Genomic DNA, 20,747 nt, shown 5'->3' with positions numbered 1-20,747 from the left:
GTTTCAAAAATAAAGGCAATCGAAATACGATACTATAATAGGTTTGGTCTTCCTCTCTGCTTTTACAACATTCCTCAACTTCCTTTGCGATATGAAAACCATTCGTTTTTATGCACTTCTTGTGCTGACCCTTACTTTTATTTTTGGTACTACCAGCTGTTTCGAGGAGCAAGACAACTTAGTGCCGCTCCCCAGTGCCAGCGTTTCGAACACCAATCAAATTACAGGGCAGTGGAAGGTCTATGCCTTAGTAGGCGGCACATTAGACCAACCCTACAAAGGCGTGAGCCATGACGCAGCCGTTACACTTCACAGCGACGGCACGTTGGTCATTCGTCGTCGTGGCATTGACTACAATGGCACTTGGCAAATTGACAAAGCTACACGCGGCTATCTAACCATCGATATGGACGTAGAAGACAATGGCACAATCATTCCCAAAAAATGGGCAATTACCCACTTAGAAGGCAATGAATTTTGGGTAGCCACAGGTGCAAAGCGCGTCAAGATGCGTAAAATGTAAAAAACTGAAATACAAAATAAAAAGCAAGCCACTTGTTTTTTATCAGAATCTTGCTTATACTTGTACTGCTTTCGTAGAAACGCAACAGGTATAAGCATTTTTTTATGCCCTCGCACTTGGTTTGCCAAATCTGACCTCAATGATAGGCTATGAAATACGCCAAAAATTTGCAATCTCCTCTTTTTGAGTGGGGTAAATACCCTTTTGTGAGGCTTTCCCTTGCCCTTATTTTCGGCATTTTGGGTAGCTCGTTTGCAGAAGGTTTTGTGTGGCTGCTCCTCTTTTTTAGCTTATCGGCTGTTTATACGCTTCTTTTTTTTATCGCCATTTCCCAAAAAAATACGGCTTCGCACCCCTTTTTGGGTATTGTTATCTTGCTGACTATCAGTAGTTTAGGGGCTTATTTGAAAGTGCAGAGTAGCCCCCTGCTCGAAGAGAACCACTTATTAAATGAAAAGCGGCAAGTGCAATATTATCAGGGGCGCATCAATAGCTTTGTATCAGAAAAAGAAAAATATTTTTATGCAGATTTTGAAGTAGAAAAGGTAAGGATAGAAAACCTTTGGTATCCCAAAAAAGCAACCCTGCGCATGTATTTTCCAAAGGATTTGCCCCTTTTTACTGCCTTTTCAGACTCTGCCAAGCAAAAAAATCAAGAACCTATCTCCTCTGCCTTCTATCTTCCCACCTACGGCGACCGCCTTTTGCTTAAAAATGCACCCGCTCGCACGCGCCCCCCTTCCAATCCTAACGCCTTTGATTTTCAGCGGCATTTAGAGCTACAAGGCATTTTTCATCAGGCGCACCTACAAAAAGGCGACTTTATCTGGCTCGAAAACGCGCCTCCAAATGCTATCCTGCATTTTATTTTCGCCCTTCGCCGAAAGGCACAAGAAAGTTTGAGCAAGGCACTTTCCGATAAAAATAGCACAAATATAGAAACAAATGATGAAGCAAATGTAGCCATTGCACTACTTTTGGGCATCAAAGATGGTTTGGATAGCGAACTAAAACAAGCCTATAGCGGCACAGGTGCGACCCATGTGTTAGCCGTTTCGGGGCTGCACGTCGGCATTATTTTTCAGGGGCTTACCCTTATTTTGGGTCTATTGAGCAAAAGAGCTAATTTTATGCGGTATAGTCAAATTTTTATTCTTATTTTTTTATGGTTTTATGCTGCCCTTACGGGCTTTTCGCCTTCAGTTTTGCGTGCCGTAACCATGTTTTCTTTTGTTGCCTTAGGAAAAATAGGTAAAAAGCCAAGCAATATTTACAATAGCTTGGCACTTTCTGCCTTTATTCTATTACTTTTTCAGCCCAATATGCTCTATGAATTAGGTTTTCAACTCTCCTACTTAGCACTTTTTGGTATTGTCTATTTGCAGCCACAACTTAGTAGGCTTATCGCTTTTCCGAAGATAGACAAAAAAATGTCTTTTTTCAAAAAATACACACTTTCCCTGCTCAAATGGTCATGGGATTTGACGACTGTCGCTTTGGCGGCGCAAGTTTTTACGCTGCCCATTATGCTTTATTATTTTCACCAGTTTCCTATTTATTTTTGGCTCTCTAATTTTATCGTCATCCCTGCCGCCAGCCTGATTGTGGGTTTGGGTTTTATGGTCTTGATGGCTGATGGTGTGGCTATTTTTTTGCCTTTTCTTTCTTTTTTGGTAGAAATTTTAGCTTTTCTTCTAAAATTTATTCTGACGGTCATGAACTTTTGTATCGTCTTTATCTATGAAAAATTCCCCTTTTCGGTAATAGAGGAAGTAAGTTTTTCGGCATATCAAGCTATTTTCTATGCTTGTGGGGTCTTTTTCTTGCTTTTATTTTGGGAAGCCAAAAGATTTGCATATCTGCCTATCGCCTTTTTATTCAGTGTTTTGATGACCTTTGAAGGCTTGCAAAGACTTGAAAATCAAGCCAATAGGAGCGATTTGGTCTTGTATCAAAGTTCGCGTTTTCCTCATTTAGTTTTGCAGGAAAAAGACAAAGCCTATATTTTTATAGATTCTTCTTTGTATCAAAATTTTGATTTGAAGCAGACACAAGCGCAAATAGAAAAGGTAGCTTTGGAAGATTGGATTTCTAAAAATATAGAAAAGCGCGTTTTTGTGAGCCAAGATACCAACTTTCATGTTGCAAGTTATCGCCAAACGGCGCAGGGGCAAATTTGGCATTGGAAAGGGCTTGACATCGTTTGGCTGCACGAAAAGCCTAAAAACGCGCTGCCTGCCTTCCAAACCGATGTGCTAATTTTGGGAAAAAAAGCGGCTTTTGCACCCGAAAAATTAGCAAAAGTAAAATTTCGCCTACTCATCTTAGAGTATCAGGTGAGCAGTCAATCGTACAACTTTTTTAGGGAACAGGCAGCAAAACAGAATTTTGCACTCCACCATTTGCGCGAACAAGGCGCGTATCAGGCTACTTGGGGCGCACTCAAAGCGCAATAGGGACAAAATGCTAAGAAAAACTTTTTCCCTCGACAAAATCTTCTAACTTTGTAATCGTACCAGAAAACAAAGCCAACTTTCAAATTGTGCTACCTGTTTTTGATTCATCACCTTCTAAACTATCAAAAAATGAAAGCTATTATTTTAAACTATCGCAATCTAACACTTCTTGCTGTTTTGCTCTTTTTAGCCGCTTGCGGTCAGAAAAAAGACCAAGCCAATGGCGAAAATACCCTTAGCGATAGCACGCAAATTGTAACCGAAACGCCACAAAATTGTACATATAGCTATGATTCAAGCGAAGTTACTATCTCTTGGACAGCTTATAAATTCACCGAAAAGACGGGAGTCAATGGCAAATTCAGAAGTGTCAAAGTAAATACCAGCAATGGTGCAGCCCAAAATGTAACAGATTTGCTCAATAACCTTACTTTCGAAATTCCGATTGAGGGCGTGGATACCAACGACCCTGAACGCGACAAAAAAATCAAGACCTACTTCTTTGGCACACTCAAAGAAACAGAGGTATTGCGCGGCAGTTTTACCAAAGTAGAAGGCAACGACCAGAGCGGAACGGCTACTATTTTATTGAAAATGAACAACTTAGAAAAAGAAGTTCCCCTTTCTTACGAAGTAAATGCTGAAAACGTCTTGCGCTTCACAGGCGATATTGACGTAAATCTTTGGGAGGGCATGGCGGCTATCAATGCGCTAAATGAGGTTTGTAAAGACCTGCACACAGGCAAAGATGGCATTAGCAAACTTTGGTCGGAAGTTTCGCTTAATATCAGTGCCAAGCTGATGAAAAATTGCGAATAAGGCGCGTTTCTAAGCACGCTAAACTATTTTAAATAATTTTGGTAATCTCTTTCAGAAAAAAAACCTATAAAGTGGCTTGCTTTATAGGTTTTTTTAGATTTGAAAATGCAATGGATAGGGTTATCGCTTGTTCATCTCTACATACGGACGCTCGGTAGCTCCTGTGTAAATTTGACGCGGACGACCAATAGGCTGCTTCATTTGCAACATTTCGAGCCATTGTGCAATCCAACCCGGCATACGTCCCATAGCAAACATAACCGTAAACATATCCACAGGCAGCCCCAAAGCGCGGTAGATGATGCCTGAATAGAAGTCTACGTTTGGATATAATTTGCGGCTTACAAAGAAGTCGTCTTTTAGAGCCACTTCTTCGAGCTGCTTGGCAAGGTCTAAAAGTGGGTCATTGATGCCCAACTTGTTCAAGACCTCATCGCAAGATTTTTTGAGGATACGCGCACGCGGGTCAAAGTTTTTATAGACGCGGTGTCCGAATCCCATCAAACGCATTTCGCGACTCTTGACTTTTTCTACAAAAGTGCTGATGCTCACGCCGTTTTTATGGATGTCTTCCAACATTTCGATAACTTCCTGATTTGCGCCGCCATGCAGGGGCCCGCCTAAGGCATTGATAGCCGAAGCGATGGCAGAATAGATATTTGCCAAAGAAGAGCCTACCATTCTAACAGTAGAAGTGGAACAGTTTTGCTCGTGGTCGGCGTGCAGGATAAGGAGTTTGTCGAGTGCATCTGCCACTACGGGGTCTACATGATAATCTTCGGTAGGGAGTGCAAACATCATTTTGAGGAAACGCTCGCAATAAGAAAGGCTATTGTCGGGATAATTAACGGGGTGTCCCATTTCATTTTTGTACGACCAAGCTGCAATGGTAGGGATTTTAGCAATCAGACGCACCACAGAAAGGTAAATCTCTTCGGGCGGACGGTTTGTTTCCATCGCACGTGGGTAGAAGGCACTCAAAGCAGCGGTGAGAGAGCCTAAAACGCCCATTGGGTGTGCCGTAGTAGGGAAGCCATCGAAGATTTTGCGCATATCCTCGTGAATGAGGGTATGTTTGGTGATGTCGGTCTGAAACTTTTTGAGCTGTTCGGCGGTAGGCAATTCGCCATAGATGAGAAGCCACGACACTTCCAAGAAGCTCGATTTTTCCGCTAACTCTTCAATATTATAGCCCCGATAGCGCAAGATGCCTTGCTCGCCATCTAAAAAGGTGATGCTACTGGTAGTAGAGCCTGTATTTTTAAAGCCGGGGTCCATCGTGATAAGACCTGTTTGGTCGCGGAGTTTGCCAATATCAATCGCAACCTCACCTTCTGTGCCTTCAAGGAGTGGGAGTTCGTAGGTTGTACCATTATAGGTCAGCGTAGCGGTTTTGTCAGATTGTGCCATGCTTGGTGGGAATTTGTATATGTGAAACAGGGTATAAGATGCAAAGGGTTTGCGAGGAAATTCGCGCGGGAATGTGCAAAAACGAAGCGTTGAGGGTCTTGAAAAGCAAAGATAACGCAAAAATTGGTTTTAACAAGATGCTTTTTTATTTTTTTATCGATTTTAGTAGCCGCTCACCACTCTCTTTTGTGTAAAGAAGAGATAGTTGTATTTTTGTAATACTTTTATTTTTTTTGTATAAAATAAAGCATCACAAATAGGAAAGCGAGCAAGGGCGAAAAGAAAAGGCTGATAAGCTGCTCGGCATATACGACTAAGAACCCCAATCCGCTGATTTTGTTTGCCACCAAAAGAAGGATAGCCCCTCCCAACAAAGCCGCCTGTCCCATAAGCTGCCACAGCACCTTTCGCCACTCACCCCACCAAAGGATACAACCTATTAGCACGTTCAACCCCAAAAACAGCAGTGCTACCAAACCTGTATCTACCCAATTCCAGACCCCTACGCCGCGCAGCCACTCCGCCCAACTTACGCGATTCATACCCGCATAGAGCCAAAAAAGAAGGCACAAGGGGAGGAATATTTTTTTTGTCATGGGAGGGAGGGGTTAGAATTATCCTTAACTTTTAAAACTAATTCATATATTTTCTCTGCATAACTTTCTATGCTAAAATTTTCATAGACCCACTCCCAAGCCTGTGAGGTCATCTTATTGATATGGGTAGGATTTTCTATCAAAAAAATCATCTTTTGGGCTAAGTCTTCAGTAGTGCCGTCATAGGCAAGCCCGCGCCCGTCGGCTATAAGCTCGGCAGTACCTGCACTGTTTCGCCCTATTACAGGTCGAAGGGCAGCCATGCTCTCTACCGTTACGCGCCCCATTGCCTCAGCTTGCGAACACATCAGGGTGGCATTTACATGGGGGAAAACTTCTTCAAAAACATCTGAAACAAGACCTCTAAGACTTACATTTAGGCTTAGATTCTTTTTTCTGATGAGCCTTTCTAAGTTTTTTGTATCGCCTTCGCCTACTATCCAAAGTGTAGTTTTTGGATATTTTTCTACTACCAAACTAAGGGCTTCTACTGCTTGTTTTTGTCCTTTATTTGTTTGTATCAACCCAATAATACAAAATATAAAATTATTTGTATTTGCTTTTTGTTTATTTTGTAAAAATTTTTCTTTTTTCAATATTCCATTGTAAATTACTTCTATAGGTACATTTCCTATCTTTGCCTCAAAGTGGCGTGCTATGTTTTCACTAATGGCAATGCGAAGTGTTGTCTGTGCTATTTTTTGATAATGTTCCTCGCCGTCAGAAAAAGGAAAGACGAGTTTATAATCTTCCCAGCCAAATTCACGTAAATGCCACACGTGCGCCAAGTTTAATCTTTTAGATATATCATATCCTACATCAAAAACCGAACTATTGGAATAAATCAAATCTGGTTGCCACTCTTGCAGTTTTTCAGTAAGTAAGTTATTTGCTTCCTGATTTTTTCTTCGCGCCGTCCGCGCCTCTTTGATATATTGTAAGTATTGAAACGGTCGTTTAGGCAAAAAACGTGAATACCAACGATATTGCATGGACATAGCAAAAGGAAAAACGAGCGTTTCGATTTTCTTTTTTCTCAAAATCATTTCAAATTCGCTATCAGGATTGGGCATAACCACCAAAAACTTTATCTTTGCATCTAAGCTCTGCAAGCCCTCTATTAAGCCAATCAAAGACCGATTTGCGCCATATAGCTCTGTATAGTGGGTAAAAAAAGCAATTTTCATAGGACTATCATTCATTTAAAATACAAAAAGATGACGTTTTTAGACAAAATAAAAAAACTATTTTCTTCTAACCAAGCATTTAGTTCTAAGCAGTATTGGGATTCGCGCTATTCCTTAGGAGGCAATTCTGGTGCAGGTTCTTATGGTCAGATAGCGGAATTTAAGGCACAAGTCGTAAATGATTTCGTAGCCAAGAACGCTATCCAAAGCGTCATAGACTTTGGTTGTGGAGACGGCAATCAATTACAATACGCCCAATACCCGCACTACATTGGGATTGATGTTTCGCCCAAAGCCATAGAAATTTGCAAAGCCAAATATAAAGAGGATTCTTCAAAATCTTTCGAAATTCACGATGAGGAAATGGTAAAAAATCTAAAAGGTGATTTGACTCTCTCTATGGAGGTTATCTTTCATTTGGTAGAAGATGACGTTTATTTTAAGTATCTTTCAAACTTATTTGAAAGCAGTACAAAATATGTTTGTGTTTATAGCACAGATTATGACTTAGAAAAGCCAAAAGACATCAACGAACAAGCCGTTTCCCATGTCCGTCACCGAAAATTTACGAATGATGTGATGCGCATTTTCCCACATTTTAAACTTATAGAAACTGTAGAAACGCCCTTTGAAGGTCGTCAGGCGAGTAAATTCTTCTTTTTTGAAAAAGAGAGAGCATAAAAAAAGACTCATGAAGATACTACATTTTATTACAATCTTTTCACTGCCCTCTGAAACATTTATCTATGATTTTATCCTGAACCAACAACTGAAAGAATCATTTGTAAAGCAAGCGGTGCTTTGTTTCCAGCGTACTTTAAAAAAGCAACGTCCCCTCTCAAATTTGGAGGTCATAGAAAAATATCCGCGCTTTTACAAACGCTACTTCCTCAGATTGCTTGGCTTTAGCTTGAAAAAGCGAGTTATTTCGTTTTTAGAGAGATGTAGCCCAGACCTCATACAGGCACACATTGGCGTAAATGGCATCGAGATTTTCCAGCTTTTGCAAGGCACTCAATTCGAGCAGACTCCCATTTTAGTTTCTCTAACGGGTACAGATGCCACTTCTTTGCCTTTTATTGACCCAGTTTATAGAAAGAACTTCTTAGCATTGGCGGCTGCACCGCAGGTGGCTTTTACGGTCAATTCCGTTTTTCTGAAAAACAAACTTTTGAGTTTAGGTGTGAAAGAAAACAAAATTCACATTGTCTATAATATGTTTAACCCCGCCTTTCAATTTCAACCCAAAACTCTTTTCTTCAAGCAAGGCGACACCCTACGCCTTATCAGCGTTGCACGTCTGACGGCTTGTAAGGGTCATAAATATCTTTTAGAGGCTTTCAAAATATTTTCCCAACACTATCCTAATACGGTGCTTACCTTAGCAGGAGGAGGGGAGTTGGAGCAAGAAATTAGGCAACAGATACACGATTTGGGGATAGAAAGTAAGGTAAATATGTTGGGCATGGTGCCGCACCAAAAGTTGCCCGACATATTGGCAGCGCACGATGTTTATCTGCACCCTGCTATCATCACAGAGGATACGCGCGAAGAAGAAGCCTTTGGCATTTCCATTTTAGAAGCTATAGCGGCAGGGCTACCCGTAATAGCAAGTGCCATAGGTGGGATTCCCGAAGTAATAGGAAGGGAAAACAAACACGCTTTCCTTGTTGCTGAAAAGGACATTACCCAAATTGTAGAAAAACTTAAAATGATGGTCAGCACCGATTATGAGTTTTCGAGTAATGCCGCGTATGCGCACGAACGAACTACTTTCTATAGCATGGAAAACTACCTCAAACGCATGAATAAGGTGTATCAGGAAATTTTACAATAATAGTACAGACTTTTATACATCAAAGACTACCAAAAATATGCTGCAAATCTTTTGCGCAAGATTCCGTGCTATAATGCCTCGACAAGGTTTGATACCCTTGTTCTGCTATTTGTATCCTTTCTTGGTCGTTTTTAAGGAAATAGCGAACCTTATCTAAAAGGTCTTTTTGATTGTGGTAGGCTATGAAATCGCGCCCTTCCTTCAAAAATTCAGGATACCTACCTGCATCAGAAAGCATAAAAGCCTTCATACCCAAGGTTTCAAAAACACGCATGTTACCCTTTCGCTCACCTGTGCTATCGCTATGGCAATTAAATACGATTTTAGACCTATCTATAACGTCTAAGAAATCGCGAAAGAAAACCGATTTTCGATAAACAGGGTAAAAATTGAACGGCAAAATAGGCACTAAACCCTTGACGCGATAGTAAGTTTTTAGATGATATCGAATTTTATACTTAAAATAAAACTGTTTAATAATTTCAGAAAGGAAATTATTACGTTCGCCAAACATCCAATCGTTGTATGTACCCACAAAACTTAGGTCTATGTCTTTTTCTCTTTCTGGAAAAAAACGAGGCTTGATACTGGGTTCGAAAGCAAAATCGCGTAGGGCAGCTTTTTTTACGCCAACCTCTTTGAGTTGTGATAGATATAAATCATTAAAAGAAAGTCCGATATCGAAACAAGAGAAGTCTAAGTTTTTCGCAAAGGGCGAGGCTTTCCAAGCAGCACAAATCGGTGTTTTTTTGATTTTTGAATAATTTTGCGAAAACCATTCAGGATTGACCGTATAAATTACATCAGGCTGGAAGGCTTCTATTTGTGCGTTGAGAATTTCCAATTCCCAATTTTGCGCTTCATAAGACAGACCTTGTTCTTTCGCCCATAAGTTTTGCAGATAGAAGGCATTTCCAAAGGTTACGAAATGATGTATCCCTAATTCTGACTCTTGCGCTCCCATCAAGGAAGTGCTACCCGCGTGTAAAATTTGCAGAACACAAGCCTGATGGGTCAGCCCCTTGATACCCAACTTCTGAAAATAAGCGTCATTAAAAAGCGAAGCTCCCTGCTGCGAGGTTACGTGAAAAAAGATTTTGAGCATAATTTCGTAATTTTGGTCAAAAATACAAAATCCCTCTCACATGATACTGCACCCACAAAATGCCGTCTTAGAAGTTCACGACCTGACGGTGAGTTATGACAAAAAGCCTGTCCTTTGGGGCATAGACCTGACCCTGCCACAGGGTGCGCTCGTGGGCGTGATGGGACCTAACGGAGCAGGAAAATCTACCCTCATCAAAGCCATTATGGGCTTGCAGAGCCTTGCAAGCGGCTATGTGCGCCTTTTCGGGGAGAGCCTCGATAAGGTGCGTCTGCGTGTGAGTTATGTTCCACAAAGGGAAAGTGTAGATTGGGATTTTCCTGCGTCCGTTTTGGAAGTAGTCTTGATGGGCTTGTATGGCAAAATGGGACTTTTTCAGCGTCCTACACAGAAAGATAAGGAAAAAGCCCTACACTACCTTAGCCAAGTGCAGATGGAAAATTTCGCGCATAGACAAATTTCACAACTTTCGGGCGGGCAGCAGCAGCGCGTATTTTTAGCACGTGCCTTAGCACAGGAAGCCGACCTATACCTGATGGACGAACCCTTTGTAGGCGTAGATGCCACCACCGAACAAGCCATTATCCAACTACTGCAAGGCATGAAAAAAGAGGGCAAGACCCTCGTGGTAGTGCATCACGACTTACAATCGGCAGCCCAATATTTCGATTGGCTTGTCCTGCTCAATATGCGATTAGTTGCCAGCGCACCTACCGAACAAGCCCTCACGCCCGCCCTACTACGTGAAACCTACGGCGGAAAGCTCACTTTACTTTCAGAAGTAGGAGATTTGCTCAAAAAGTCGGAGTTTCCTTCGAGGGAGCAGCCATAGTGTAATTTTCAAAAAAAGGACTTGCCTGTTCTCCCTGTTGCTGTGCCAAAGTTTTGGCTTCCAATCGCACCAAAGCGCGAATTGCCCAAAGTGCTTCCTCTTTGCTTGTAGCACGCGAAAGCTGCCCTAAAAAGCCTTTTTCTTTCGAAGAGCCTATGTTTTGAATCGCTTTCAAGATTTGGATTCGAATAGAAAGCGGCTCCTGTGCATAACGTTGCTTCAAAGTAGGCAGCGTTTCTTTGAGCTGATATTTGCGAATGGCTATCACCACCAAACGGCGAATGGTCAGATTGGGGTGCTGTAATAAAGGAAGCGTTTTTTGTACCCAATCGCGCCTACCGCTCCAAATTAGCAGGCGCAAAACCATATTGAGCAAATAAACATTTGCCAATGCAAGCCGCCAAAAATAGTGAATGGTAGTTTTTTTGCTCATAACACAAAACGGAAAGTTGCGCCCAAGTTGTGATAAAGATAGTCAAGAAGTTCATACCCAAAAGGTATGCGAAGTGTCCGATTAAAAACTAAAATAAAAATCAACCCAAAAGAGAGGTACAACACCACTCTAAAACTCAATCCTCATAAACAGAAAGGACACTTGACGATAAGATAACAAAAAAAGCCGCTTTTTCGTTCTTAGTCTGACGATAAAAGAAGGAAGAAGTACAAAAAGAGTTCATCAAAACAACCAAATGTGTCTCCGAAGCCCCAAATCGCCTTTTCTTACTACAACGCAAAAATTGGCTTTATCATTGCAAAAGACTTTGGAAAAATAAAATATCTCAGCCCTATCTATCCTGATTTTCAATAAAAAAGCCTTTCAAACGTTTTCCAAACAAACCGCTTTGAACTATTCACTTTGTGTCTGCCTTCCGCCAGTCAAGACTTTTTTGTAGGGCAAAGTTAGCACGCCCCTGCAAAACAAAACGAAAAGCCTTCTATCTGACCAAACCTAAATTTTGCCCCTATATGGTGGCACAATAAATGCCCTGCACTCGAAAAATTGATAGGGCAGAGCCATAGGTGCAAATCGCTTGTTTTTTCACGTTTACCCCAAAAAGTAGAGATGAAGTTTTTATTTTGGTTTATCGGTTTTATTTTTTATATAAGTTCGGCGTGGGCGCAACCCGACGCACTCAATCACTATGTTCAGGCAGAACAACATCGCCACCAAAGGCAATATGATGCGGCAATTTCCGAATACGACAAGGCTATTTCGAAAGACCCCTCGAACTATAAATTTTTTGTCCAACAAGGGAAATGCTATGTCTTGAAAAAAAATACAGAAGACGCGCGTCTTTGTTTTGAAAAGGCACTCAAACTCAAACCCGACGATTTGGAAGCCTTAGTCGGTTTGGCTCGCATCTATGGGCAACAGCGGAATTTAGATAAGACCCTCTTTTATTTAGACAAGGCTTTTGTCTATGAAACCGACCCTGCCGAAAAGGTTGCGCATAAGCTCCAAATTCTCAAAATTATCTACCAACAACAAAGCCTTTCCCTTGCCGAAAAACACGTACAAGATGCCTTAATGTTAGATTCAAAAAATGCTGAATTTCTCTTTTTTGGGGCTTGGTTTCAAAATCTAAAACAAAATCATGCCGTAGCCATCAGACACATAGAAGCTGCCCTGCCTTTGCTTGCAGGCAATTCGCCCGAAGAAAATGCCCGCTACTATCTACAACTTGGTATCGCCTATTTCCAACTCAAAAACTACACAAAGGCAAAAGAAGCCTTAGTAAAGGCAAACTATGGCACGTTTAAAAATCAAATCGTGCGCATGACTCCTGAATACCACTACGCCATTGCACAAGCCTTCCAACAGATGTACCTCTTTGAAGAAGCACAAAAATACCTCGATAAGACCCTCGAAATAGAGCCTGCCTACACCTTAGCACGCGATTTAAAACTCACCATCATCAATCAGCAAGTCAATCATAGCCCCAAAATAGAAGTCTTGAAAAATGCCATCTGGCACGAAAACAATCAGGAAAATAGAGCCAAAAAATACGGCGATTTGGCGCGTTTTTATCTTGAAAACCAACAATTTGAAAACGCCTACTTAGCCGCCCAAGAGTGCCTCAAAACCCTGCCAAGCCGCTACGATATTCGCTTTCTAAATGCCTTAGCACTTTATAGAGCAGGAAAAAAGAGCGAAGGGCTGAACGAATTGCAACATCTGGTCGCATTGAGTAGTATTTCCAACGACTTACGCTCACTTTTTGCCTTCACCTTAGGCAAACTCTATCACGAAGCAGGCGACAAAAACAAAGCCGAAACCTACCTCAAAAAAGTAGGCACGCCCATTTTCAGAATGGCAGCCATGGAACTCCTAAATCCTTAATCTTTTTATCTAAAAACTATCCTCAATATCCTCCCTTTATACTCGCATGCTCGCACTTCCTACACGCCTTTCACGCCTTTTGGCTATCGGATTATTGGGCTTCCTAAGCCTCTACAATCTTTCTAATACACAAGCACAAGACAAAACACTCAAAACCCTTGCACAGCACGATTTTGTAGAAATTACAGAACAAGATGGCGAATTTGTCTTCTTTACCCTTTGTGGAAAAGCCGCACACAGCCTTTCAGTGGATTTGGGCGACCCCACTGCCCCTACTTTGGCGATTATGATGCAAGATATGATGCGTTTCGTTCCCTTAAACAAAGTCAAAGAAGAAAAAGATGGCAAAATCCATTTCGAGTACAAAGAACAGAACGACTCCCTACAAAAAGGCTGGCTACTTTGGAAAGAAAGCGAACAGAGGCTTATCGTTTATATGAACCTTTCGGAATACACTTTCACGCTCGAAGAGAAGACTACCGACCTACTCAAATTAGACGATTGTAACAAAAGATAAACTTTTATAGTTTTTTAATATGATTTTCTAATTTTAAAATTTTCTAACCTTTCACAATTTTCTAACCTTTCACAATTTTCTATCTGGATTTTCGGATAAAAATTGCGCCCAACTGCCTTTGCTGCCTCCTTTTTTGCCTTTTGTAGGCTTAACTTGGGGCAGCCCTCCTTCGCGACTCTCGAAATAATGACAAACCGCCACTGCCACAGCGTCTGTGGCATCTAAAAGTTCGGGGATTTCTTTGAAGTGAAAAAGCGTCTGCAACATACGCGCCACCTGCTCCTTCGAAGCCGCCCCACTACCCGTAACCGCCTGCTTGACTTTCAAGGGCGCGTACTCGAAAACGGGCAACTGCTGCGAAAGTGCCGCCGCCATCGCAACGCCTTGCGCTCTGCCCAATTTGAGCATCGATTGTACGTTTTTTCCAAAAAAAGGGGCTTCCAAAGCCATCTCTTGGGGTCTAAATTCGTCTATTAAAAGGGTGAGCCGCTCAAAAATCTTTTGCAGGCGCGTGTAATGATTTTCGTATTGTTTGAGGTGCAAAACCCCCAACTGTAAAAGCAAAAGTTCTTTTTTAGCACTAATACCAATCACGCCATAACCCAAGATTTGCGTACCGGGGTCTATTCCCAAAATAACTTTTTCTATTTCAAGTTCTTGATGGTTCATAATGGTCTAATTTTCTGTAATAAAACAAGATTTTATATTACCTTTGTAGGCAGAATCGGCTCGATGGTGGGGCATCATATCGTACAATATGCAGCGACTTTGGTTTTTAAAGCAATATGGCTTTTTTATTTTTTGGATTAAAAAAAATCTAAAAAATAAAAACTTACAAAAGATAGGACTTTTTCTCAAAGCTCTCTTAGGCTTGGGTATCCTTTTTTTGCTCTTTCAATCGCTACAAAGCAAAAGTAGCCTCCCTAAGCAATGGGATTTATGGTTACAAAATTTGCAAAAAAAATCGGATTCTGCACAATATTGGAGCATCTGGGGGCTTTTTTTTCTGGGAATCGCACTTAATTGGTATGCAGAAGCGCGAAAATGGCAACTGCTCTGCCTGCCTTTCCTATCCATTTCACTACGCAAGGCATGGAAAAGCGTTTGGGTAGGATTAGCCGTTTCTGTGGCACTGCCTTTTGGAAACTTGCTCGGACGTTTGTGGGTAGTGCCGCTGCATAGGCTCGAAAATAGCCCTGCGGCTCTGCCCTATACCCTTCTAAGCCTCAATGCCCTGACACAAAATGCTTTCACTTACTTATTGGGGCTGCCTGCTTTTTGGTTTCTGATGCGAGAAAGATTTACAAATCCATTTGCTGCTTACTCCGAAGTTGTACTTTTTTTCTTAGCATTTTTTTTGGTAGGGCTAATTCTTGCTTTTTTAGCCCTTCGAGGTGCTTTTTCGAAACCTAAAATCTTAGAAAAGATACAATTTTTTTACCGCCAAAATATAGCCCTGCACCGTTGGAAGACGCTTTTTCAACTATTGGGGCTTTCTTTTTTCCGTTATAGTGTCTTTACGGCACAATTCGCGCTTTTGCTCTTTCTTTTCGATTCAGATTTGAAAGTAGAAGACTGCATTTTAGGCGTGATGGCTACTTATTTTTTAAAATCGCTATTTCCTTTTTTTAATTTATTTTTTGACTTGGGCTTGCGCGAAGGGGCGGCTATTCTTGTTTTCGAGCAATTAGGCGCAAACCTGCTACCTGTCTTACTTGCTTCTCTGTGCATTTGGTTTTTCAATTTATTCTTGCCTACCTTTTTGGGATTCTGTTGGGGCGGGTCATTATTTTTTAGCCTTCCAAAAGACAAAATTTAATTTTTTTTGTCTAATAAAATTCTTTAAAAAAGATAAAAAAATTATTCTTACTATAACTTTTCAAGGATTTTTCAACCTACTGCAACCTTTTTCAAACAAAAGAGTATAAGAGTGAAAACACTGCCTTTGTGCAGTTATTCTTATCCTACCTAACTTTTTTTGTATGCAAACCCAAGTCTTACTTTCTGACCTCAAACAAATTACCGAGCAGGCAGCCAAGATTTGTCAGCAGACCTTCGTACCGCTTTCCGAGCGAGAACTGAATTGGAAGCCGCAGCCCGAAAAGTGGAGCGTTTTGGAATGTTTGGCGCACCTCAATTACTACGGAAGATTTTACATTCCCGTCTTTAAGGCGCGTATCCAAAAAGGCATCGAAAGGCAGAGCCGCCCTGAAAGTGAGGTCATTTCTAATTGGTTAGGCAAAAAAGCGATTGCCGCCGTCCGTTTAGACCCACAAAAAAAACAGCCCCTTCAAAAGATGAAAACGCTCAAAGTTTCCAACTTTGCCTCACAAAATTTAGAAAAACAGCGCGTACTTTCTGAATTTTTGAAACAACAAGAAGACTTTTTGCGTATCATAGAAAGAGCTGGCGAGGTAAATCTCAATCGCATCAAAATCCCGACAAGCATTTCGAGTTTGGTGCGCCTGCGCTTAGGCGATGGCTTGCAATTTATCATTTACCACAATGAGCGGCATATCGTACAAGCGCAAAACGTTCTTAGCCTACAAAAAGAAGTAGAAGCGCAAAGCCTCTAAGAACGCCCAGTTTATTTTTTAAACTCTATTTTTAAAGTTAGAATGAACGTATTGTATTTACTTTATTTTCGTAAAAAATGAAAAGTTGTTTATTAAGTCGTGAATAAATCCTGCCCTATTGAAAAGGCAGGATTTATTTTTTGTCTGAAAAAACCAAAACTTCACAGAATAAAGTTTGGAAGGGCGTTGTTACAACGGTCAGCATGTCAAAAAACGGGGTTTTGTGCTTCGTGCAAACCTGCTGAACCCCCACCCTGCCCTCCCCCCATAGGGGAGGGTTCGAAAACCAAATCATTTTTTTGCATAAATGCAAAAAAATGATAGCGAAAATAAAAGCCCCGCCCTATGGGGGCGAGGTTTGGGGTGGGGTGCATTTAAGACTTTTATCGTTGTAACAACGCCGTTTGCAAGCCCTATTCTATGAAGTTTTTAGCGAAGTTTTTAGAAGTTTTTAGCAAAAAGCGATTCGCTATGATACAATACATATCAAACCTATTTTCTTCCTTACTTTCTTCCCTATTTTCTTCCCATTTTTGCCTCGATGCTCTGCTGCGTGTGGGGGACAGCCAAAAGGCGGGCTTTGGGAATAAGTTTTCCTGTATCGATGCAAATGCCATAAGTGCCATTTTTGATGCGAAATAAGGCACGTTCCAAATCGGCAATAAAACGCTGGGTGCGTGCAGCTAACTGATTGAGTTCCTCTTTTTCTAAGGCATCTGCGCCATCGTCGAAGGTGCTGACGTTGCTTCTGCCTTCCTCGCCATAGACATCGCGCGAAATTGAAGATTTGAGATGGCTCAAATCCTGACGCGCCTTATTGAGTTTGGTAAGGATGACGGCTTCAAACTCGGCTAAATCTTCTGCCGAATAGCGCGTAGGTTCGTTGGTATGTGTCGTTTCCATGTGGTTTCTATTTGCGTAGTTTTGCGTCGGTAGATGCGCGATTTGAAAAACAGCGCAAAAATAGGACTATTTTGCTTTTCTAACAAAAAAAATTTTAAAGCTACTATGAAAATCCAAAGACCCCGCTATTAAATTCTTGTGAAAGCCAAATAAATGCTATGTAAAGCCGCCATTTTTCGTTTTCTTGGGAGTGCCTTCCGAACTTTTCGCCTGCCTTTGCCACTGCTTTCCAAACGCCGCACCTACTTTCGTACCCTTTGTACGAAAAGCCTTTTGATAGGGTTGCTTCTCTTGAAAAGCGGCTAAAAACAGAAAAAAAATCGAAATTTAAACGCCTGATAATCAAATCACAACGAAAAAAATCCAACTTTTTTCAAAAAATTACGTAGGAAAATTTGGAGCTTCGAAAAAAACGCCCTACCTTTGCATCACCAAAACGGACAACGAAGAGCAGTTTTTGATTCTCAAACACAAAAAAGAGAAAGCAAAAAAGAAAAGAACCCTTAAAAAGGAACTTTTAAATCGCAAGTTTGGTTTTGGAAAAGTAAGACAAAAAGGTGATGTAGCTCAGCTGGTAGAGCGTCGGACTGAAAATCCGTGTGTCGGTGGTTCGAGTCCACTCATCACCACAAGAAATTCTAAATAATTGAAAAGTAGGCAAAAATATTTTTCTTGAAATTTGGAAATTTGAAAAAAATCGCGCAACTTTGTGTGGCTTTTTCAAAAAAGCCACACAAGACGCAAATTCCTCCTTAGCTCAGTTGGTTAGAGCATCTGACTGTTAATCAGAGGGTCGCTGGTTCGAGTCCAGCAGGGGGAGCAAAAGCCTGTACTGAAAAGTGCAGGCTTTTTTTGTTTTATTTTTCCTCTACATTTTTCTCTACAAAAGATGGCAGGGTTTCAAATACGTCCGCGTCAGGCTCTACAATATGGGCTTTCCTTTTCCATAGCCGCCTTTCTCTTTTATTGGCTCTATCGTGATGTAGATATGGCAGAGATGTTTGCCAAACTTGGGAAGGCTAATTTTGGTTGGGTCTTGCTCTCTATGCTTTTGGGGGCGATAAGCCACCTTAGTAGAGGCGCACGATGGCGGCTTGCGCTTGCGCCTTTGGGCTATCGTGTGAGTGTGAGCAGGGCTTTTTTTGCGGTCATGACGGGCTATTTGGGCAACTTGCTTCTGCCCAGAGCGGGCGAATTGGTGCGCTGTGTGGCATTGGATAAAAATGCAGGTGTGCCTACGGAGGTTTCTTTGGGTACGGTGATTACTGAACGGACTTTCGACTTTTTGGTCTTGCTCACGCTTTGTCTTCTCACTTTTTGGATAGAAATTAGCAGGTTAGAACAAATTTTAGGCGATAAAATAGACTTACAAACCTATCAGACCCAACTCGATGGCTTGCTTGCCCAATCCTTTTGGCTTGTGCCTTTGGTGGTGCTTCTATTTTTGGGGCTTCTTTTTGTGGTGTTCAAATTCAAGACTTTATTTTTTGAAAATAAGTTAGCCCAAAAAATCAGGCAGTTTGTCAAAGGCTTGGTAGCGGGTTTGCTTAGTATTCGCAACCTGACTTGGGAGCAGCGGCTGGGTTATCTTTTTCATACCTTTGTGATTTGGCTCATGTATTTTTTGATGCTTTATGTTCTCTTTTTTAGTTTGGAAAGTACAGCGCATTTGGGTTGGGATACTTGTAATTTGCTTATCGTAATGGGTGGAATTGGTATGATTGTGCCTGTGCAGGGCGGCATAGGAGCGTATCATTTTCTGACCCAAATCACGCTGATGAGCTACGGTATTTCGGAATCGGATAGCAAATATTTCGCTTTTTTGGCGCATAGCTGCCAAACTTTGATGGTAATTTTGATGGGAACGATAGCTTTTGTATTTTTGAGCATGACAAAAAAGAAAAGTTTGTAGCCCTCCAACTCTCACTCCTATCTTCTCTATGTTTGAAAAACCCGAACACATAGGTATCGCTGTTCAGAATTTAGAACAAGCCAATGCCCTTTTTGCCAAACTCTTAGGCAAGGCACACTACAAAATAGAAGCTGTGGTATCCGAACACGTCTTGACTTCCTTTTTTCAAGTAGGCGAAACTAAAATCGAGCTTTTAGAAGGCACATCAGAGGAAAGCCCCATTCGGAAATTTATAGAAAAAAAGGGGCAGGGTATTCACCATATCGCCTTCGAGGTAGCCGATATTGAAGCCGAAATGCAGCGTCTGGCGGCAGAGGGTTTTGTACTACTAAACGAAAAGCCCAAGCGTGGGGCAGATAATAAACTCATCTGCTTTTTGCACCCCAAAAGTACGGCAGGGGTCTTGATAGAATTGTGCCAAGAGATAAGAGAAGCCTAACGTTATCCCCTTTTTTACCTACCGCTTTCCCTACTGCTATGCGACTATCTTTTTTTTCGGCTTTTTTTTCGGCATCTTTTTCGGCTTCTTTTTCGGCTTCTTTCTGGCTCTTTTGTGGCTTCTTTTCGCTTTTCACCTTCTTTGGGAATTTAGAAAATGCCGCTCTTTGGGCGCAAGATAGCACCCGACAAGAAAAGCTAAAACCCACAAGCGCGAAACCTTCCAAGACGCAAAGCCTACGCGATGCCTACCGTTTGGCACAGCGTTATTTTCAGGAAGGAAAGACAGATAAGTGCCTCGAAGTACTCGAAGTAGCTTGTTTTACAAAAGAAAAACGCTACCTCTTTGCCCTGCTTTCTGCCGACCTTCGCGCTCAAATTTACGAACTGGCAGCCATGTCTGCCCTTATTTTAGACAAGCCACAAGAGGGGCAACATTATTTGCGAATGATGCTCGAAAATCGTCCTTTTTACGACAAGGAAAGCTATGTACTTCCTAAAATGCGCGTCGCGATTGATACGATGACCATCAAAGCCAAGTGGAGCATTGGTCTGCACGTGAGCCTCAATGCGGCAGCGGTGCAAAGTGTTGCCGACTATTCAGTTTTAGAGCCTATCGGCTATGAAGTGGGCAAAGACCACTTTAAGACCCTGCCCGCCATTGGCTTGGGTTTGAGCATAGAAAGGGGCATAGGCAAAAGGCTTTCTCTTTTGATGGACATGGGTTTTTTACGGCTTCGCTACCGCTATCAGCTCGATGATGCAAGCCCAAGAATTGCCTCTTTTGGATACGTACAGCAAATCAATAGCTTCAACTTTCCACTTTCTTTGCGCTATTATTTCAGGACTACACGCGATTGGCAGCCCTATTTGCAGGGCGGTATTTTTTATACCCAATTAGGGGCAAGTTCGCGCCTGCCAAGTGCAACCATTGTGCGCTCGGAAGAAAATAGTGGCAGTCAGCTTGCCGAAAATGCGGCTTTTTTGGCTACCGATTTTCTCTTTGTGAACAACAACTTCGGCTTGACCGCAGGGGCAGGTTTTCGCTACCGCATTGGGCGCGTAACCTTTGGCACAGGACTACATTGGCAGCATGGCTTAAATGTAGTAAGCAATAGAAGTAGCCGCTTCAATGCCAATAATTTTAATTTTGGCTATTACGACGCTTCCGACGACATCAAATTGCACCACCTCAATTTCAATATACAAGTTGTCTATGCCATCAAACATCGCGTTTTTTAGGGTTTGAGGAGAGGTCATTTGTTTATTGGAAAGGGCGCAAAAGTCTTTTGGCT

21 protein-coding genes and 2 tRNA genes are annotated in these 20,747 nt (G+C 41.7%); 16 read left to right on the top strand and 7 right to left on the bottom strand.

What is annotated here, in order from left to right:
• Nucleotides 1-91 precede the first annotated feature (91 nt).
• The 3 genes from G500_RS0101275 to G500_RS0101265 all read left to right on the top strand — a co-directional run bounded on the left by G500_RS0101275 (nucleotide 92) and on the right by G500_RS0101265 (nucleotide 3,798).
• Nucleotides 92-523: a lipocalin-like domain-containing protein gene (locus G500_RS0101275; protein WP_027001281.1), complete on the top strand. Its 432-nt coding sequence runs from the start codon at nucleotides 92-94 to the stop codon at nucleotides 521-523.
• 149 nt (nucleotides 524-672) lie between these two features.
• Nucleotides 673-2,979: a ComEC/Rec2 family competence protein gene (locus G500_RS24670; protein WP_051203201.1), complete on the top strand. Its 2,307-nt coding sequence runs from the start codon at nucleotides 673-675 to the stop codon at nucleotides 2,977-2,979.
• A gap of 129 nt (nucleotides 2,980-3,108) precedes the next feature.
• The gene (locus G500_RS0101265) at nucleotides 3,109-3,798 is read left to right on the top strand and encodes a YceI family protein (RefSeq protein ID WP_051203200.1); all 690 of its coding nucleotides are present in this window, start codon (nucleotides 3,109-3,111) and stop codon (nucleotides 3,796-3,798) included.
• Nucleotides 3,799-3,918: 120 nt separating this feature from the next.
• Here G500_RS0101265 and G500_RS0101260 read toward each other — a convergent pair whose 3' ends face one another.
• From G500_RS0101260 to G500_RS0101245, 3 genes are all read right to left on the bottom strand, one after another.
• Entirely contained in the window at nucleotides 3,919-5,208 is a 1,290-nt protein-coding gene (locus tag G500_RS0101260) for a citrate synthase (RefSeq protein WP_027001279.1), read from the bottom strand.
• Between the two features lie 224 nt (nucleotides 5,209-5,432).
• The gene (locus G500_RS0101250) at nucleotides 5,433-5,804 is read right to left on the bottom strand and encodes a hypothetical protein (RefSeq protein ID WP_027001278.1); all 372 of its coding nucleotides are present in this window, start codon (nucleotides 5,802-5,804) and stop codon (nucleotides 5,433-5,435) included.
• The gene (locus tag G500_RS0101245; RefSeq protein WP_161626057.1) at nucleotides 5,801-6,991 is read right to left on the bottom strand and encodes a glycosyltransferase family 4 protein; all 1,191 of its coding nucleotides are present in this window, start codon (nucleotides 6,989-6,991) and stop codon (nucleotides 5,801-5,803) included. Before G500_RS0101245 ends, G500_RS0101250 begins: the two co-directional genes overlap by 4 nt.
• Nucleotides 6,992-7,021: 30 nt before the next feature.
• On the opposite strand from G500_RS0101245, the gene G500_RS0101240 reads away from it, so the two are divergent.
• Both G500_RS0101240 and G500_RS0101235 read left to right on the top strand, forming a co-directional pair.
• Nucleotides 7,022-7,672 carry a class I SAM-dependent methyltransferase gene (locus G500_RS0101240; protein WP_027001276.1) on the top strand — a complete coding sequence of 217 codons (651 nt, stop codon included), beginning with the start codon at nucleotides 7,022-7,024 and terminating at the stop codon, nucleotides 7,670-7,672.
• A 10-nt stretch (nucleotides 7,673-7,682) separates the two neighbouring features.
• Entirely contained in the window at nucleotides 7,683-8,828 is a 1,146-nt protein-coding gene (locus G500_RS0101235) for a glycosyltransferase (protein ID WP_027001275.1), read from the top strand.
• 19 nt (nucleotides 8,829-8,847) lie between these two features.
• Here G500_RS0101235 and G500_RS0101230 read toward each other — a convergent pair whose 3' ends face one another.
• Entirely contained in the window at nucleotides 8,848-9,933 is a 1,086-nt protein-coding gene (locus tag G500_RS0101230; protein WP_027001274.1) for a glycosyltransferase family protein, read from the bottom strand.
• 40 nt (nucleotides 9,934-9,973) lie between these two features.
• Between G500_RS0101230 and G500_RS0101225 the strand changes: the two genes are divergently transcribed.
• Entirely contained in the window at nucleotides 9,974-10,765 is a 792-nt protein-coding gene (locus tag G500_RS0101225; RefSeq protein WP_027001273.1) for a metal ABC transporter ATP-binding protein, read from the top strand.
• On the opposite strand, the gene G500_RS0101220 is transcribed toward G500_RS0101225, so the two are convergent.
• Nucleotides 10,728-11,198, bottom strand: a complete 471-nt coding sequence (locus G500_RS0101220; protein ID WP_027001272.1) for a HEAT repeat domain-containing protein — start codon at nucleotides 11,196-11,198, stop codon at nucleotides 10,728-10,730. The genes G500_RS0101225 and G500_RS0101220 overlap by 38 nt on opposite strands.
• A gap of 630 nt (nucleotides 11,199-11,828) precedes the next feature.
• On the opposite strand from G500_RS0101220, the gene G500_RS0101210 reads away from it, so the two are divergent.
• Together G500_RS0101210 and G500_RS0101205 are read left to right on the top strand one after the other, a co-directional pair.
• Nucleotides 11,829-13,106 carry a tetratricopeptide repeat protein gene (locus G500_RS0101210; protein WP_027001271.1) on the top strand — a complete coding sequence of 426 codons (1,278 nt, stop codon included), beginning with the start codon at nucleotides 11,829-11,831 and terminating at the stop codon, nucleotides 13,104-13,106.
• Between the two features lie 46 nt (nucleotides 13,107-13,152).
• Nucleotides 13,153-13,623, top strand: coding sequence for a hypothetical protein (locus tag G500_RS0101205; RefSeq protein ID WP_027001270.1), 471 nt, complete (start codon nucleotides 13,153-13,155; stop codon nucleotides 13,621-13,623).
• 69 nt (nucleotides 13,624-13,692) lie between these two features.
• Here G500_RS0101205 and ruvC read toward each other — a convergent pair whose 3' ends face one another.
• Complete coding sequence (ruvC, locus tag G500_RS0101200) at nucleotides 13,693-14,292, bottom strand: crossover junction endodeoxyribonuclease RuvC (protein WP_027001269.1); 600 nt, start codon at nucleotides 14,290-14,292, stop codon at nucleotides 13,693-13,695.
• An 88-nt stretch (nucleotides 14,293-14,380) separates the two neighbouring features.
• Here ruvC and G500_RS24665 point away from each other — a divergent pair, with 88 nt between their 5' ends.
• Nucleotides 14,381-15,442 (top strand): lysylphosphatidylglycerol synthase transmembrane domain-containing protein, encoded by a 1,062-nt coding sequence (locus tag G500_RS24665; protein WP_027001268.1) that lies wholly within the window; start codon nucleotides 14,381-14,383, stop codon nucleotides 15,440-15,442.
• 163 nt (nucleotides 15,443-15,605) lie between these two features.
• The gene (locus G500_RS0101190; protein ID WP_027001267.1) at nucleotides 15,606-16,199 is read left to right on the top strand and encodes a DinB family protein; all 594 of its coding nucleotides are present in this window, start codon (nucleotides 15,606-15,608) and stop codon (nucleotides 16,197-16,199) included.
• A 516-nt stretch (nucleotides 16,200-16,715) separates the two neighbouring features.
• On the opposite strand, the gene G500_RS0101180 is transcribed toward G500_RS0101190, so the two are convergent.
• Entirely contained in the window at nucleotides 16,716-17,102 is a 387-nt protein-coding gene (locus tag G500_RS0101180; protein ID WP_027001266.1) for a TraR/DksA family transcriptional regulator, read from the bottom strand.
• Nucleotides 17,103-17,255: 153 nt separating this feature from the next.
• Here G500_RS0101180 and G500_RS25600 point away from each other — a divergent pair, with 153 nt between their 5' ends.
• From G500_RS25600 to G500_RS0101145, 6 genes are all read left to right on the top strand, one after another.
• A complete protein-coding gene (locus G500_RS25600; protein WP_154656970.1) occupies nucleotides 17,256-17,408 on the top strand; it encodes a hypothetical protein in 153 nt (50 codons plus the stop codon).
• Nucleotides 17,409-17,658: 250 nt separating this feature from the next.
• Nucleotides 17,659-17,731 (top strand) — tRNA-Phe (locus tag G500_RS0101170).
• Between the two features lie 117 nt (nucleotides 17,732-17,848).
• Nucleotides 17,849-17,922 (top strand) — tRNA-Asn (locus G500_RS0101160).
• A gap of 69 nt (nucleotides 17,923-17,991) precedes the next feature.
• Nucleotides 17,992-19,014, top strand: a complete 1,023-nt coding sequence (locus G500_RS25420) for a lysylphosphatidylglycerol synthase transmembrane domain-containing protein (protein ID WP_027001264.1) — start codon at nucleotides 17,992-17,994, stop codon at nucleotides 19,012-19,014.
• A gap of 28 nt (nucleotides 19,015-19,042) precedes the next feature.
• Complete coding sequence (mce, locus tag G500_RS0101150) at nucleotides 19,043-19,453, top strand: methylmalonyl-CoA epimerase (RefSeq protein ID WP_027001263.1); 411 nt, start codon at nucleotides 19,043-19,045, stop codon at nucleotides 19,451-19,453.
• A 38-nt stretch (nucleotides 19,454-19,491) separates the two neighbouring features.
• Nucleotides 19,492-20,694, top strand: coding sequence for a porin family protein (locus G500_RS0101145; RefSeq protein ID WP_027001262.1), 1,203 nt, complete (start codon nucleotides 19,492-19,494; stop codon nucleotides 20,692-20,694).
• Nucleotides 20,695-20,747: the final 53 nt, after the last annotated feature.

The sequence above is a fragment of the Hugenholtzia roseola DSM 9546 genome, from assembly GCF_000422585.1.
Lineage (GTDB): Bacteria > Bacteroidota > Bacteroidia > Cytophagales > Bernardetiaceae > Hugenholtzia > Hugenholtzia roseola.
Note: the sequence above shows the minus strand (reverse complement) of the source record. Positions and strands in the feature narration are given on the sequence as shown.